Origin of the sequence: Pyxidicoccus xibeiensis (genome assembly GCF_024198175.1) — a bacterium.
GTDB classification, from domain to species: Bacteria; Myxococcota; Myxococcia; order Myxococcales; family Myxococcaceae; genus Myxococcus; species Myxococcus xibeiensis.
In genome coordinates this window covers 861,589-876,317 of the sequence record NZ_JAJVKV010000002.1, presented here as the reverse complement: position 1 = coordinate 876,317, position 14,729 = coordinate 861,589, and the positions used below count along the sequence as shown (strand labels likewise).

General features: G+C 70.9%; 11 protein-coding genes. 7 read left to right on the top strand and 4 right to left on the bottom strand.

Annotated elements, in window-relative coordinates; translation table 11 throughout:
* A complete protein-coding gene (locus LXT23_RS11490; RefSeq protein ID WP_253980165.1) occupies positions 1-888 on the top strand; it encodes a YwqG family protein in 888 nt (295 codons plus the stop codon).
* A 9-nt stretch (positions 889-897) separates the two neighbouring features.
* Here LXT23_RS11490 and LXT23_RS11485 read toward each other — a convergent pair whose 3' ends face one another.
* On the bottom strand, positions 898-2,139 hold the full coding sequence (locus tag LXT23_RS11485) for a glycoside hydrolase 5 family protein (RefSeq protein WP_253980164.1): 1,242 nt from the start codon (positions 2,137-2,139) through the stop codon (positions 898-900).
* Positions 2,140-2,207: 68 nt separating this feature from the next.
* On the opposite strand from LXT23_RS11485, the gene LXT23_RS11480 reads away from it, so the two are divergent.
* Positions 2,208-3,101 (top strand): ABC transporter ATP-binding protein, encoded by an 894-nt coding sequence (locus LXT23_RS11480; protein ID WP_253980163.1) that lies wholly within the window; start codon positions 2,208-2,210, stop codon positions 3,099-3,101.
* Positions 3,098-6,721, top strand: coding sequence for an ABC transporter permease/M1 family aminopeptidase (locus LXT23_RS11475; RefSeq protein WP_253980162.1), 3,624 nt, complete (start codon positions 3,098-3,100; stop codon positions 6,719-6,721). The genes LXT23_RS11480 and LXT23_RS11475 overlap by 4 nt, the downstream gene beginning before the upstream one ends.
* Positions 6,722-6,766: 45 nt before the next feature.
* Here the strand turns inward: LXT23_RS11475 and LXT23_RS11470 are convergent, their stop codons facing one another.
* Positions 6,767-7,300 (bottom strand): DUF2378 family protein, encoded by a 534-nt coding sequence (locus LXT23_RS11470; RefSeq protein ID WP_253980161.1) that lies wholly within the window; start codon positions 7,298-7,300, stop codon positions 6,767-6,769.
* 157 nt (positions 7,301-7,457) lie between these two features.
* Between LXT23_RS11470 and LXT23_RS11465 the strand changes: the two genes are divergently transcribed.
* The gene (locus LXT23_RS11465; protein ID WP_253980160.1) at positions 7,458-7,640 is read left to right on the top strand and encodes a hypothetical protein; all 183 of its coding nucleotides are present in this window, start codon (positions 7,458-7,460) and stop codon (positions 7,638-7,640) included.
* A gap of 86 nt (positions 7,641-7,726) precedes the next feature.
* On the opposite strand, the gene LXT23_RS11460 is transcribed toward LXT23_RS11465, so the two are convergent.
* Entirely contained in the window at positions 7,727-9,223 is a 1,497-nt protein-coding gene (locus LXT23_RS11460; protein ID WP_253980159.1) for a DEAD/DEAH box helicase, read from the bottom strand.
* Positions 9,224-9,574: 351 nt separating this feature from the next.
* Here LXT23_RS11460 and LXT23_RS11455 point away from each other — a divergent pair, with 351 nt between their 5' ends.
* A complete protein-coding gene (locus tag LXT23_RS11455; RefSeq protein WP_253980158.1) occupies positions 9,575-10,594 on the top strand; it encodes a serine/threonine-protein kinase in 1,020 nt (339 codons plus the stop codon).
* Positions 10,595-10,597: 3 nt separating this feature from the next.
* Here LXT23_RS11455 and LXT23_RS11450 read toward each other — a convergent pair whose 3' ends face one another.
* Positions 10,598-11,866, bottom strand: coding sequence for a sigma 54-interacting transcriptional regulator (locus tag LXT23_RS11450; RefSeq protein ID WP_253980157.1), 1,269 nt, complete (start codon positions 11,864-11,866; stop codon positions 10,598-10,600).
* Between the two features lie 58 nt (positions 11,867-11,924).
* On the opposite strand from LXT23_RS11450, the gene LXT23_RS11445 reads away from it, so the two are divergent.
* Positions 11,925-13,706, top strand: coding sequence for a serine/threonine-protein kinase (locus LXT23_RS11445; protein ID WP_253980156.1), 1,782 nt, complete (start codon positions 11,925-11,927; stop codon positions 13,704-13,706).
* Entirely contained in the window at positions 13,703-14,650 is a 948-nt protein-coding gene (locus LXT23_RS11440) for a PEGA domain-containing protein (RefSeq protein ID WP_253980155.1), read from the top strand. The genes LXT23_RS11445 and LXT23_RS11440 overlap by 4 nt, the downstream gene beginning before the upstream one ends.
* The last annotated feature ends 79 nt before the right edge of the window (positions 14,651-14,729 follow it).

Genomic DNA, 14,729 nt, shown 5'->3' with positions numbered 1-14,729 from the left:
ATGAGCCTTCAGCCTCTTCCTCCACGTCCCCCACCAAGCCAACCGCTGAGCCTGCCGGCATCCCTTGCGCCACACCGGGCCGTTCTGGAGCGTTCGCTGGTTCCCTGCATCTACTTCGACAAAGTCGAAGGCCCCCAGGGCCCGCGAGGCTGCCGTTACGGTGGCCTGCCCTTCCTGCCACCCGGAACACCGTGGCCACGCTCACCGGAAGGCCCACTCCACTTCCTCGGGCAGCTCGACTTCGCGGAACTGGCCGGCTGCCGAGGAGCGATGTTGCCCGAGCTCCCCACGGAAGGGCTTCTGGCTTTCTTCTATGACGTGGAGAACCAACCCTGGGGTACCGAACCTCCTCACCGGACATTCTGCAAGCTCATCTACGTCCCACCGGGAGCCGAGCTCGTCCCGCTCTCTCCACCCGAAGAACTGATGCAGGCCGAGCGGCCGGTCCTCCCGATTCGCCAGCTTCATCCGACCGTGGGCCTTTCCCTGCCAGGTTGGTCCGACATCAACGCCCCCGTGGACCCGGACTTCTGGAGCGAAGAGCAAGGCGAGGACATCATCGAACTCCGTCGCCAGTTGATGGGAACCGACACGGCGGACCGGGGGGCTGATCAGCTTCGCGGCCATCCCAACTGGTGGCAGGAAGATGGGCGTATCGATGCGCAGCTCGCGTCGAATGGGCTCGACGCCTACGCCTCGGAATCGACTCCAGAGGCGGAACGTCTTCGGCCCGGAGCCAAGGGGTGGAACCTGCTCTGGCAGGTGGGCACGGACGAGGCCATGGGCTTCGTCTGGGGCAGCTATGGCACGATCTACCTGCTCATCCGAGACGAAGACCTGCTTGCGCGCCGCTTCGAGCGGGCCTGGCTGATTCTCCAGTGCTCCTGAGACTCGAACTCAAGGCCGCACCGCCCCCGCCGCCTCGATGATCAAATCCGCATACCGGTTCACCGGGTCCTCCGGCACCGTGCCATCACGGAAGTAGAACGTGTGCGCGTCCCACGCGTCCGGCCGTGAGTCATTCGCGAACATCCACAGCGCCCCGCCACCCACGCCCTGCTTGCGCAAACACTCCAGCCAGCCACGGTACAGCGCGCGGCGCTGGGACAAATCCAGGCTCCCCTCGTTCCGCAGTCCCAGCTCCCCTACGAACAGCGGCTTGCCCAGGCTGCGCGCAATCGCCGCGTGCTCGACAATCCACCGCGCCCCTGCCATCGCCGTCCCCGGACCATCCAGTCCCCACGCCTCCGGATAGAAGTGCACCGACGCGAAGTCGATGAACGGCGACGCCGTGTTCCGCGTGAAGCTCGAGCCCGGCGTCCGCAACATCGGCGTCCCCACCGCCGCCCAGAACGTCGCGTCGTAGCCCTCCGGCGACGGCTCGAAGCCCTCCTCCCCCGTGCCCACCAGGTGACCCGGCGCCTGCGCCTTCACCTCCCGCGCCACGTCATCCACCCACGCCCGCAGCCGCGCCCCTTCCCTGTCCAGCCCCCACCCTCGCGGCTCGTTCAGCAGCTCCCACGCCAGCACCGCCGGATGGTCCCCGTAGCGGATGCCGTCCACCGTGTTCACCCGATTCAGCACCCGCGCCACGTGCGCCTTGTAGTGCGCCACCACCGCCGGCTCCGTGAAGAACCGCGGGTCCCCCTCCACCGGCCCGGGCAGCCCCGCCCAGGCCACGTACTGTCGCGCACCGCCGTACGCGTCCCAGTAGTTCCCCAGCGTGAGCACCAGCCGCACCCCGTGCACCCGCGCCCGCGCGAGCACCCGGTCCAACCCTTGGAACGCCACCTCGTCGTACTGCAGCGGCCCCACCTGGATGGCGCTGTCGCCCACCTTGTCCACCGCGTCGTTGTGCCCGTTCGTGCGCACCGCGCGCACGCCCAGCGCCGCCGCCTTCGCCAGCACCTCCTCCACCACCGCCGACTCCGGCAGGCCCCGCCGCACGTCGCGCGTCGCCTCCTCCTGGAGGAAGTACGCGTTCAGCACCATGCTGCCCGAGGGCAGCCGGTCCAGGTGCTGCGGCGCCTCGCTCGCGCAGTCGGCCGCCACCGCCTCCAGCATCACCGGCTCACCCTCGCCACAGGCGCTGAGAACGACGGCCAGCGCCACGGCGGTGCTCCGGAACGGTGAGGACATGCCCCCATGCTACCGGCCGCACGTGCCCCGCGCACCCGCCCCGGAAGTTCGGCTAGCTTCTCCCCACCATGGAGCTCCGACTCGAAGGCGTCACGAAGACCTATCCCAACGGCACCCGCGCGCTGCAGGGCGTCTCCCTCACCATCCCCCGGGGCATGTTCGGCCTGCTGGGCCCCAATGGCGCCGGCAAGTCCACCCTCATGCGCAGCATCGCCACGCTGCAGGACGTCGACTCGGGCACCATGACCTTCGACGGCATCGACATCCGCCGCGACAAGGACCGCCTGCGCGAGGTGCTCGGCTACCTGCCCCAGGACTTCGGCGTGTACCCCAAGGTGTCGGCCTGGGACATGCTCGACCACCTCGCCCAGCTCAAGGGCCTGGCCCAGCGCCGGCCGCGCCATGACGCCGTGAAGGCGCTGCTCCAGAAGACCAACCTCTGGGACCACCGCGACCGCCGGCTCGGAGGCTTCTCCGGCGGCATGAAGCAGCGCTTCGGCATCGCCCAGGCCCTGCTCGGCAACCCCAAGCTCCTCATCGTCGACGAGCCCACCGCCGGCCTCGACCCCGCCGAGCGCTTCCGCTTCCACAACCTCCTCGCGGAGATCAGCACCGACGTCGTCGTCCTGCTCTCCACCCACATCGTCTCGGACGTCGCCGACCTCTGCCAGAACATGGCCGTGCTCGCCCACGGCACCGTCGTGGCCAGCGGTCACCCGCTCAAGCTCGTGGACGCGCTCGGCAACCGCGTGTGGAAGCGCTTCGTCAACCAGCCCGAGGAGCTGGACGCCCTCTCCAAGGAGCTCCAGGTCATCGCCGTGCGCCGCGTGGCCGGCCAGCGGCTCGTCCACGTGCACTCGGAGAGCCCGCCCCCCGGCTTCGAGCCCGCGAGCCCCGACCTGGAGGACGTCTACTTCCACGCCCTGGCCCAGGCACAGCCCCAGGCCCGGAAGCAGGCGTGAGAGGACTCTCCATGTTCAGCGCGCTCATCACCTTCGAGCTGTGGCGCCGGGTGAAGATGATCTCCACCTGGGTCTACGCCGCCGTGCTGGCCGGCGCCGGCCTCATCCTGATGCTCGGCGCGGGAGGTGTCTTCAAGAGCTTCTCCGTGGGCTCGGGCGCCGACCGCGTCCTCGCCAACAGCCCCTACCTGCTCTTCAACTTCATCTTCATCATCTCCCTCTTCGGCCTGCTGATGGTCGCCGCCGTCTTCGGCCAGGCCGCCAGCCAGGACTTCAACCACGGCACGTGGATGCTCATCTTCACCAAGAAGGTGAAGAAGGCGCCGTACCTCCTCGGCCGCTTCGCCGGAGCGTTCCTCTTCAGCTCGCTGCTGATGCTCGCCATCCTCCCGGGCATGCTGCTGGGCGTGGGCGTGGTGTGGGTGGTGGACGCGTCCCAGCTCACCACGCACCAGACGGCGGCGTACCTGTGGCCCTACGTCATCGGCGTGTGGCCCTCGCTGTTCGCCGTCGGCGCGGTGTTCTTCGCGCTGGCCGCGCTCACCCGGCGCATGGCCCCCGTCTACGTGGGCATGGTGGTGCTGGTGCTGGGCTACCTGCTGCTCGGCATGGTCATCACCGACGTGCAGCACCGCGTGCTGGCGGCCATCCTGGACCCGTTCGGCTCCATGACGTTCGACCACGTGACGCGCTACTGGACGCCGGCCGAGCGCAACCGGGACCTGGTGCCCCTCTCCGGCGTCATGCTGGCCAACCGCGCGCTGTGGCTCGCCGTGGGCGCCGCCCTGCTCGCCCTCACCGTGGCCCGCTTCCGCCCGGCCGTGGAGGAGCACCGCGGCGGCCGGAGCGCGGAGCACGAGGAGTCCTCCAGCGCCCCCGTCGCCATCCCCACCGTGGCGGCGGCCCCCACCACGGGCAGCTGGCTGCGCACCGCCCTCGACGCTGGCTGGCTGGCCTTCCGCGACGTCCTCCGCTCGCCGGTGTACTGGTGCTTCGTCGTGGCGGGGCTCGTCTTCGTCATCCTCGGCACGCTCGTCATGAAGACCCTCTTCGGCACCCCCACCTACCCGGTGACGTGGCAGGTGCTCGAGGTGGCCACGGGCATGTTCCGCCCCTTCGTGCTCATCACCCTCACCTTCTACGCGGGCGAGCTGGTGTGGAAGGAGCGCGACGCGGGGCTGGGAGAAATCATCGACGCGACGCGCGCCCCCACCTGGGTGGGCTACGCCTCGAAGCTCGGCGCTTTGCTGATGGTTGCCCTGTCGCTCAAGGTCGTGGTGGCGCTCGCCGTGCTGACGTCGCAGCTGGGCCGGGGCTTCTTCGACATCGACTGGCCGCTCTACTTCACCCAGCTCATCCTCATGGGCTTCCTGCGCGACGTGCTGCTGGCCGTGCTGGCCTTCTTCGCCCAGGTGCTCATCCACCAGAAGTACCTGGCCTACCTGGTGATGGTGCTCTACTTCGTCTCCCAGGCCGCGCTCGGCTTCCTCGGCGTGGAGGACAACCTCCTGCGCTACGCCGCCGAGCCCGCGGCGCCGTACTCGGACATGAACGGCTATGGAAACTTCCCCGCCGTCATCCTCTGGCACCGGCTGTACTGGTATGGGCTGGCGGGCATCCTCGTCGCCGCGGGCTACCTGCTCACCGTGCGCGGGCGGGAGACGCGGTGGCGCGAGCGACTGGCGGCGGCACGGGCCCGGCGCTCCACCGCGTGGACGCTGGCCACCGCGGTGTCGCTCCTGCTGTTCCTCGGGGCGGGCACCTTCATCTACTACAACACCCACGTCCTCAACCCGTACGTCACCGCGAAGGACCTCGAGCGGGCCACCGCGCGCTACGAGAAGGAGTACAAGTCCTACGCCGACCTGCCCATGCCGCGCATCATCGCGGCGGACGTCGCCTTCGACATCTTCCCCGAGGAGCAGCGCGCCGAGGCGCGAGGCACCTACCGCCTCCGCAACAAGCTCGAGGAGCCCATCGCGAAGGTGCTCCTCTCCATGAACACCGACGTGCGGGTGCGCAAGCTGTCCGTGGCCGGCGTGGAGCAACCCGCGCAGCATGACAAGGAGCTGGGCACCTACGTCTTCGAGCTGCCCTCGCCCCTGGCCCCGGGCGCCGAGGCCGACCTCGTGTTCGACCTGGAGCTCGGCCCCCGGGGCTTCAAGCACGGCGGCCCGAGCCAGGCGGTCGCCTACAACGGCACGTTCTTCAACAACGACAACCTGCCCAGGCTCGGCTACCAGTACGACGCGGAGCTGCAGCAGGACAGTGACCGCAAGGAGTACGGGCTCGCGCCGAAGGAGCACCTGTATCCGGACCGCGATGACCCCAAGGCGATGCAGGTGAACTACATCCGCCAGGACTCGGACTTCATCAGCTTCCAGGCCACGGTGAGCACGTCGCCGGACCAGCTCGCGGTGGCGCCGGGATATCTGGAGAAGGAGTGGACCGAGAACGGCCGGCGCTACTTCCGCTACAAGATGGACCAGCCCATCCTCAACTTCTTCTCCGTCCTGTCCGCGCGCTACACGGTGATGCGCGACACGTGGCGAGACGTGAAGCTGGAGATCTACCACCACCCCACGCACACCTTCGCGCTGGACCGGATGATGGCCGGCATGAAGGACGCGCTGGAGTACTGCAGCACGAACTTCGGCCCCTACCAGCACCGCCAGGCCCGCATCCTCGAGTTCCCCCGCTACGCGACGTTCGCCCAGTCCTTCCCCAACACCATCCCCTACTCGGAGGCGCTCGGCTTCATCGCCCAGGTGCGGCAGGACCACCCGGACGACGTGGACTTCCCGTACTACGTCACCGCCCACGAGATTGCCCACCAGTGGTGGGCGCACCAGGTGGTCGGCGGCCGGGCGCAGGGCGCGGCCATGACGTCCGAGACGATGTCCCAGTACGCGGCGCTGATGGTGATGAAGCACCGCTACGGGCCGAACAAGATGAAGCGCTTCCTCCGGTTCGAGCTGGACCGCTACCTCGCGGGCCGCGCCGTCGAGCGGAAGAAGGAAGCCACGCTGTCACGCGTCGAGAACCAGCAGTACATCTATTACCAGAAGGGCAGCCTGGCCATGTACGCGCTCCAGGACTTCATCGGCGAGGAGCGGGTGAACCGCGCGCTGCGCCGCTACGTGGAGAAGGTGCGCTTCCGGGGCCCGCCCTACACCGGCTCCGCGGAGCTCATCGGCTTCCTGCGCGAGGAGACGCCCCCGGAGTACCAGTACCTCCTCGAGGACCTCTTCGAGACGATCACCCTCTACGACAACCGGGCCGTGTCCGCGACGGTGCGGAAGAACGCCCAGGGCACGTGGGACGTCACGCTCAAGGTGATGGCGAAGAAGTTCCGCAGCGACGACAAGGGCGCGCAGCAGGAGCTGGAGTTCAGCGACTGGATGGACGTCGGCGCGCTCGACGAGAAGGGCGAGGCCGTCTTCCTGGAGAAGCGCAAGGTGGCCAAGGGCGAGTCGGAGGTCACCTTCACCGTGCCCGTGAAGCCGGCGCAGGTGGGAGTCGATCCGCTCAACAAGCTCATCGACCGCACGTCCGACGACAACGTGACGCAGCCGACCGAGGGCGAGCCCCTCGCGATGGGGACGCCCTCCACGCCGTGAGCGCACCGGCCCTCCCTGGCGGACAGCCGCCGGGGAGGCGCCGCGCTACCAGCGGATGCGCAGGTCGAAGCCGTTGGGCGGCTCGAAGCGCTCCAACTCCACGCGCGGCGCGGTGGCGCCGGCCTGGCGCAGGGCTCCCTCGCAGGTGCCCGCGGCGGCGTCCGCCGGGAAGGGGTAGCCGCGGAAGCGGACGCGCCAGTCGGCGGGCCCCAGGGACTCGGTCTGGATGTCCACCGGGGACACCACCGAGCTGAAGCTGAGCCCCACGCGCTTCATCGCACGCTCGGGGCCGGCCATCTTCAGCGCCACGCCCACCACCCGGCCCACCAGCGTGTCGAAGTAGGCGCGCACCATCTCCCGCCCCAGCTCCCTCAGCGCCTCCTTGCGCTCCCGCCCCGGGAAGAGGTGGCGCACCGCCGCGTCCTGGCAGGCCAGGTACACGGAGGCCGGATAGGTCGCGCGGGGCTTGTCCACGTCGTACCCCGCCGAGAGGTACGCGGCGCGGAGCTTCGTGTCGGGCCTGGTGAAGCGGACGAGGGACTCGAACAACGTGGACTGGACGATGACCTCGGTCGGCATGTGGGGCCACGCTATGGGAGTCGGGGCAACCTGTGAAGTCGGCCCCCTGCCCTCCAGGCAGGCAGGACCTCCCGTGAACGGATGGCCGCCTGTCCCCTGTCACGCCTCCGACTCATCCCCATCTTGGTCGGAGACCTTTTCACGAACGGAGGCGGTGATGAGCACGCGAAAGCCGAACCAGCCAGAGAAGACTCCGGAGACCCGGCAGGGCGCGGGCGAGGAGGAGCCCATCCGTCACAAGGGGCCCGACCGGGCCACGACCGAGGAGAAGCACTCCGGGCCCCAGCCCGACGGCAACGGCGCCACCGGCGAGCCCCCGGCCTTCCCGACGCACAACTGAAGAGACCTTCAGCGCTGAAAAGACGACGGGCCCGGCATGCGACACGCCGGGCCCGTCTCGACTTCAGGCCCCGAGGGCCGTGACGACTAGAACCACTTCGGCGACGGACGGCGCGGAGGCGGCGGCGGGGCGTCTGCGCCCTTCGCCTGCGTGCCGGTGGCCGCCGGACGGGGGCTCATCGCCGGCCCACGCGACGGCTGGGAGCTACGGCCGGAGCCACCGCCTCCACCGCCCTGGCCGGAGCGCCCGCCACCATCGAAGCGGCCTTCACCCCTGCCGCCTCCCGAGCTCCCACGGCGCCGCGACGGCCCCGAGGGATGCCCACCACCACCGCCACCACCACCCGAGCCCCGGGCCTGCCGGCCACGGCCGCCACCCCGGCCCGAAGGCGGAGGGCCGCGGTCCGGCTCGGCGGGCGCCGTGTAGTCGGCGGGACGGGGACCCGTCTTGCCCGCGCGGTACGGGTGGTCCTCCACCACGGGCACGCTGCGGCGGATGGTGCGCTCGATGTCGCGCAGGTACGCGCGCTCCTCGCCGTCGCAGAACGACACGGCGATGCCGCTGGCGCCCGCGCGGCCGGTGCGGCCGATGCGGTGCACGTACTGCTCGGGCACGTTGGGCAGGTCGTAGTTGATGACGTGGCTCAGCCCGTCGATGTCGATGCCGCGCGCGGCGATGTCCGTGGCCACCAGCACCCGCAGGGAGCCAGCGCGGAAGTCGTCGAGCGCACGCTCACGGGCGTTCTGGCTCTTGTTGCCGTGGATGGCCGCGGCCTGCACGCCCGCGCCCTCCAGCTGCTTCGCCACGCGGTTGGCGCCGTGCTTCGTGCGCGTGAAGACGAGCGCGCGGGCGATGCGGCCCTCCTTGAGGAGGTGCGTCAGCAGGCCGCGCTTCTGCTCGCGCTCCACGAAGTACACCTGCTGGCTCACCGTCTCCGCGGTGCTGGAGACGGGCGTCACCTCCACCCGGATGGGGTTGGTGAGGATGTTGCGCGACAGGTCCACGATTTCGGGCGGCATCGTGGCGCTGAAGAAGAGCGTCTGCCGCTTCGGGGGCAGCGCCTTGATGACCTTGCGCACGTCATGGATGAAGCCCATGTCGAGCATGCGGTCCGCCTCGTCGAGCACGAACACCTCGAGCGAGCGCAGGGACACGAAGCCCTGGTCCATCAGGTCCAGCAGACGCCCGGGCGTGGCCACGAGCACGTCCACGCCGCTGCGCAGCGCCTGCACCTGGGGCGACTGGCCCACGCCGCCGAAGATGACGGCATGGCGCAGGGGGAGATTCTTGCCGTAGTTGGCGAAGCTCTCACCGACCTGCCCCGCCAGCTCGCGGGTGGGGGTGAGCACGAGGCAGCGCACGGGCCGGGCGCCGCCCGCGGGCGCCTTGGCGGAGAGCCGCTGGAGGATGGGCAGCGCGAAGGCGGCCGTCTTGCCGGTGCCCGTCTGCGCCACGCCGAGGATGTCCTTGCCGGCCAGCGCATGCGGGATGGCCTTCTCCTGGATGGGAGTCGGCGTGGTGTAGCCCTCCGCCTTGACGGCGCGCAGGAGGGTGTCGTGCAGCTGGAGTTCGTCGAAAGTCATGTCGTCCTGGCAAACGGTGAGCCCGCCCCCTCAGAGAGTGAGGGGGCCCGCGCAGCGTGCCCAGCCGGTCTCATTACCGGGGGCACCTGGCGGTGCGCGGTCAGACCCGATTGGCCGAACCGCTTTGGGAGCGTGGTGGAACAGGGGGGCTACCCCACCCATTCCTTTGATAACGCCGGAGGACCCTGCCCGCTCCCCGCGTTGAAGTCCCGTGAAATCAATGACTTGACACACGTTTTCTCGGGCTGGCGTCCAGGTCCGGGCAGCGCACGGCCTCCCGGTGCCCCTCTTCCTGGGGAAACACTGGAAAGCGGGAAAGTGAGACACCCGCCCTTGGTAAGGTCCGGGGCCATGTGGCGAGAGCCGAGCCTCGATGACTTCGTCCTCCTGAAGCGGCTGGCGCTGGGTGCCATGTCCGAGGTGTTCCTCGCCGAGGTGAAGGGCGCGCAGGGCCCGGACCGGCTGGTGGCGCTCAAGCGGATGCGCCCGGAGGTGGCGGGAGACGAGGCCTGGGTGCGGCAGTTCCTGGACGAGGCGCACCTGGCCAGCCTGCTCAACCATCCGTCTCTCGCGCGCCTGCGCGCCTTCGGCCAGCAGGACGGCCTGCTGTTCCTCGTGTTCGAGTACGTGCACGGCCTCACCCTGGCCCAGCTCCTGGAGGCGCGCCGCGCCGCGGGGCACGGGCCGCTGCCGTGGCCTCCGGCCGCGCGCATTGCCTCGCACGTGGCCGAGGCCCTCGGCTACCTGCATGCGCTGCGAAGCCGGGAGGGACAGCCGCTGGGGCTCGTGCACCGCGACCTCCATCCGGGCAACGTGATGGTCGCCGACACCGGCGCGGTGAAGCTGCTCGACGTGGGCATCGCGTGCAGGGCGGGACGGCTGGCGGAGACCCTGCCCGGCACCGTGAAGGCGCGCCTGGAGTACGCCGCGCCGGAGCAGCTGCGCCAGGAGCCGGTGGATGGCCAGACGGACGTGCATGGCCTGGCGCTGCTGCTCTTCGAGCTGCTCTCGGGCGTGCAGCCCCAGCGGCGGCCCCATCCGGCGCGCACCCTGGAGGCGGTGCTGACGGAGGTGCCCGAGGGCCTCGAAGTCCTCCGTCCCGCGGTGCCGGAGGTGCTGCGGCGCTGCGTGACGGCGGCGCTCGCCAAGGAGCCCGGGCGCCGTCCTTCGCTGCTGGAGCTGCGCACCGCGCTCGACCAGGCCCTGCGCACGGCCGGAGCCCCGGTGATGGGCCTGCCCGAGCTGGCCGCGCTGGTGGCGCCCTGGCTTCCCGGCTCCGGGCGCCTGCCCTGGAACCCCGGGGGCTCGTCAGCGGACGTCATCACCGCCCGGACCCCCACCGCGCGCACGTCGCCGGAGCCGAAGGGCTGAGCCTCAGTCTCCGCCCTTCAGTCCGTAGCGGTTGAGCAGGCCGTGGACGTGGCTGCGCGCGAGCCCCGCGGTCCGCGCCACCTCCGAGATGTTGTTGCCGCACTTCTCGAGCAGCGCCGTGAGGTACTCGCGGGTGAAGGCCTCCACCATCCGCTCCTTGGCCTCCTTGAATGTCAGGCCGCTCAGCTCCTCCGACATGGCGGGGGGCGCGCTGCCCACGGGCCGGGCGTCCGGCAGCTCCACGTCCCCGGCCGCGAGGACGCGGTGCACGAAGTTGCGCAGCTCGCGCACGTTGCCCGGCCAGTCGTAGCCGACCAGCCGCTTCACCAGCTCCTCCGTGAGGGGGAAGTCCGGCTGACCGGCCTGCGCGAAGAGGTGGCGCGCCAGCAGCGGGATGTCCTCCGAGCGCTCGCGCAGCGCGGGCACCCGCACCGGCACCACCGCGAGCCGGTAGTACAGGTCCGCGCGGAAGCGCCCCGCGGCCACCTCCGCCTTCAAGTCGCGGTGCGTGGCGGCCACCACGCGCACGTCCACGCTCCGCGCGGCGTTGTCCCCCACCCGGCGCACCGTGCCCGACTCCAGCACGCGGAGCAGCTTCGGCTGGAGCTCCAGGGGAAGCTCGCCCACCTCGTCGAGGAAGACGGTGCCGCCGTGCGCCTGCACCAGGTGGCCGTGGCGCTCGGCGTGCGCTCCCGTGAAGGCGCCCTTCGCGTGGCCGAACAGCTCGCTCTCGATGAGCGAGGGCACCACGGCGCCGCAGTCCACGATGACGAACGGGCCGGCGCTCCGGGGCGAGGCCTGGTGGAGCGCCTCGGCCAGCAGCTCCTTGCCGGTGCCCGTCTCTCCCAGCAGCAGCACGGAGAACGAGGAGCGCGCCGTCCGCTCGAGCACGCCGAAGAGGCGCTGCATCACCGCGCTCTGCCCCAGCGCCCGGCCAAAGGACGTGAGGGGCGTCGCGGCCTCGCCGTCCTCGGCGGGCTCGGGCAGCACGAGCAGCGTCGTCTTGCCCAGCGTGAAGCGGGCCTCGCTGGCCACGGTGACTTCGTGGATGCGCACGCCCAGGGACCAGGTGCCGTTGCGAGAGCCCACATCTCGCACCCGCACACCCTCCGGGCGGGCCTGCAGCTCCAGGTGGACGCGTGACACCGTCGTGTCACTCAGCCGCAGCCCCCCCTCCACCTGCGTCCCCACCAGCAGCGTGCCTTCGAGGAGAAGCTCCCGCCGCGCATCGGGCCCTGTCTCCACGATGACGCGGAAGCGCGGGCCGCGCACGGCAGGCTGCCCCTCCGCCAGTGCACCGGGTGAGAACGGTTCGGTGGAGGATGCGCCCATGGGGTATGGCAACATAGGGCCGTCCATGGCGGCCTACAAGCAACCCTCGGCATGTGGCTCCTGCGGGGGGCCCATCCCCTTTCCGGGGGCCTCCTGTACGGAGTGCACCGCCATCACCCAGCACGCCGGCGAGGCCGGGTGGCGCGCTCGCACGCCGACGCGGCGCCCGCTGCAGCCCGGCGACGTGCTGGAGGGCAAGTGGCGGCTGGAGGAGCTGCTGGGCGCGGGAGGCATGGGGCAGGTGTACCGGGCCCGAGATCTCGCGCTCGAGCGGAGCGTGGCCATCAAGCTGCTCCACGACGCGCTGTGCGAGGACGCGCAGAGCGTGGCGCGCTTCGAGCGTGAAGCACGGGCGATGGCGCGGCTGGAGCACGCGCACATCACGCCCATCCACGCCGTCGGCCAGCAGGCGGGGCGGCCCTTCATCGTTATGAAGCACCTGGAGGGAATGTCCCTGGCGCGCTACCTGCGCTCGGTGCCCGGCCCCCTGCCCGTCCCCGAGGTGCTCGCCCTGGCCCGGCAGCTGTGCGCGGGGCTGGAGTTCATCCACGGGCGCGGCTGCGTCCACCGCGACATCAAGCCGGGGAACATCTTCGTGTCACCGGGCGGGCACGCGACGCTGCTGGACTTCGGCATCCTCTGGGAGCACCGGGGCGCGGAGTCCACGGGCAGTGGCGTGCGGCTCGGCACGCCCAGCTACATGGCGCCGGAGCAGGCGCGAGGAGAGCCCGTCGATGGCCGCGCGGACCTGTACTCGCTCGGCCTGGTGTTGCTGGAGGCGCTGACGGGGCTGGCGCCTTCGAGCACGTGCCGGCTCCTCGGTGACGGGCCCGAGGGCGCGGTGCGGGCGCTGCGTGAGCAGGCACCGTGGCTTCCGGCTCGGCTGGCCTCGGTGCTCGTGCAGGCCACGGCGCTGAACCCGGAGGCGCGCCACAAGAGCGCGCTCGCGTTGCTGACCGCGCTGGAGACGGCGGAGCGTGCGGGCACCGCGGCTCCCGGGCCCGTGGTCAGCGTGGTCAGCGTGGTCAGCGTGGCCGCGGAGCCGCGTGCCTCCGCACCGCTTCCGCGCGCACCGGAGAAGCGCGGGCTTCGCATGCCGGTGGCGATAGCGGGGGGCGTGGCGGTCGCCGCGATGCTCGTGCTCGGAGTGGTCGTTCCGTGGAGCGCGGGTGAATCGTCAGCGACGACGGCTCCGGGCTCCCTGACGGAGTCCGCAGTCGTTCCGGCTCTGGCTCCGGCTGCATTCGCCCACCCCGCAGCGGCTGGGTCTGGCGGTCCTCCGCCCTCTTCGACGACGGCAGCCGCGCCTCAGGCTTCAGGTTCCGTAGCGACTCCTCCCGCCACTTCAGCTCCGACCCCGGCGACCTCCGCGACTTCGGCACCGGACGCCAGGCGCCCACCCTCCGCTTCCGCGCCTCCAAAGGTGCCGCCTTCGAAGCGGAAGCCCGCGTCGCCTGCCCGCGCCGTGTCGCGGTCCGCGCAGCCGCGCGGCTCGACCCGCACCGAGGCCCCCTCGGCGGCATCCGCGGAAGGCGACTCCAAGCCCAAGGCCGGCAAGGGGCGGGGCGAGCTGCGCGTCGTCACGGTGCACGCAGGCCGGACGGTCTGGGCCAACGTCAGCGTGGACGGCAAGCACCACGGCGCCACCCCGGTGTCGCTCGACCTGCCCGAGGGCCGGTACTCCGTGCGCGTGGAGCGCGGCGGCTTCGCTCCCGTCGAGCGTGCCGTCGATGTTTCCCCGGGCACGAAAGCGGTGGTACGCATCGAGCTTCACGAATGAGCGCGACCCTGCTGGTGATGTCCCTGCTGCTCTCCGCGAGTGCGCCTGTAGAGGAGCCGCGCGAGCTGGACGCAGCCCTCCAGGCACTGTCCGAGGGAGACTTCGAAGCCGCGCTCTCCCACGTGGACAAAGGGCTGCAAAGGACGCGGGAAGAAGCCAGCGAAGCACGGCTGCACCTGGTTCGAGGCGAGGTGTACGCGGCGCTGCGCCAGTACACCCAGATGGAGGCCGCCTTCGCGCAGGCGCTCGAGTCCGACCCGGACGTGCGCCTGGACCCGGAGCGCGTCCAGCCCACGGTGGTCACCCTCTTCGAGAGCCTGCGCGAGCGGCTCCGCGGAGAGCTGGTCATCGACGTCGAGCCCGCGGGCGCGGACCTGCGGCTGGATGGCCAGCCGCTCGGACAGTCACCCTGGCGGGGCCCCGTGCCCATCGGCACGCACACGCTGGACGTGGGCTCGGGAGTCACCACGCTCGACGTCACGGTGCGCCCGGGCAGGGTCGAACAGGTCCGCGTCGTCCTTCCTCCGACGAGCCTTGAAGCCCCGTCGCCTTCGGGGCTCGCCTTCGGCGCCCAGGTGCGGGCCGCGCTGGGCCTGGCCCCGCTGTCGGGCGTGGGCCTGGAAGCAGGAGGAAGACTGGCGGGGCGCTACCTCTACGGCGAGCTCAACGCGACCGCGGGTCGGCGGTTCGGCGCCTCCGCGCGCCTGGGAGTCCAGGCTCCGGAGCTGGTGGGACCGGTGACGCTCTTCCTCTCTCTCGATGGCTACGCCCTCGCGAAACCAGGCCTGTTCGGTGCCGGAGTGTCGGCGGGAGCCAGCCTCCCCCTCTCCTCGCGGCTCGCCCTCTTCGCCGAGCTGAGCGGACGCTGGCTCCCATCGGACTCCGACTACGAAACCACGCACCTGCTGGGCGTGTCCGGACTGCGCTTCACGCTCAGCAGGTAGCTGCCTCCCGAGCCGACCTCACCTGCCTGTCGGCCCGGGGCAGCGGTCCACCGCTCAGAAGAGCTGCTGGTAGCGCTCC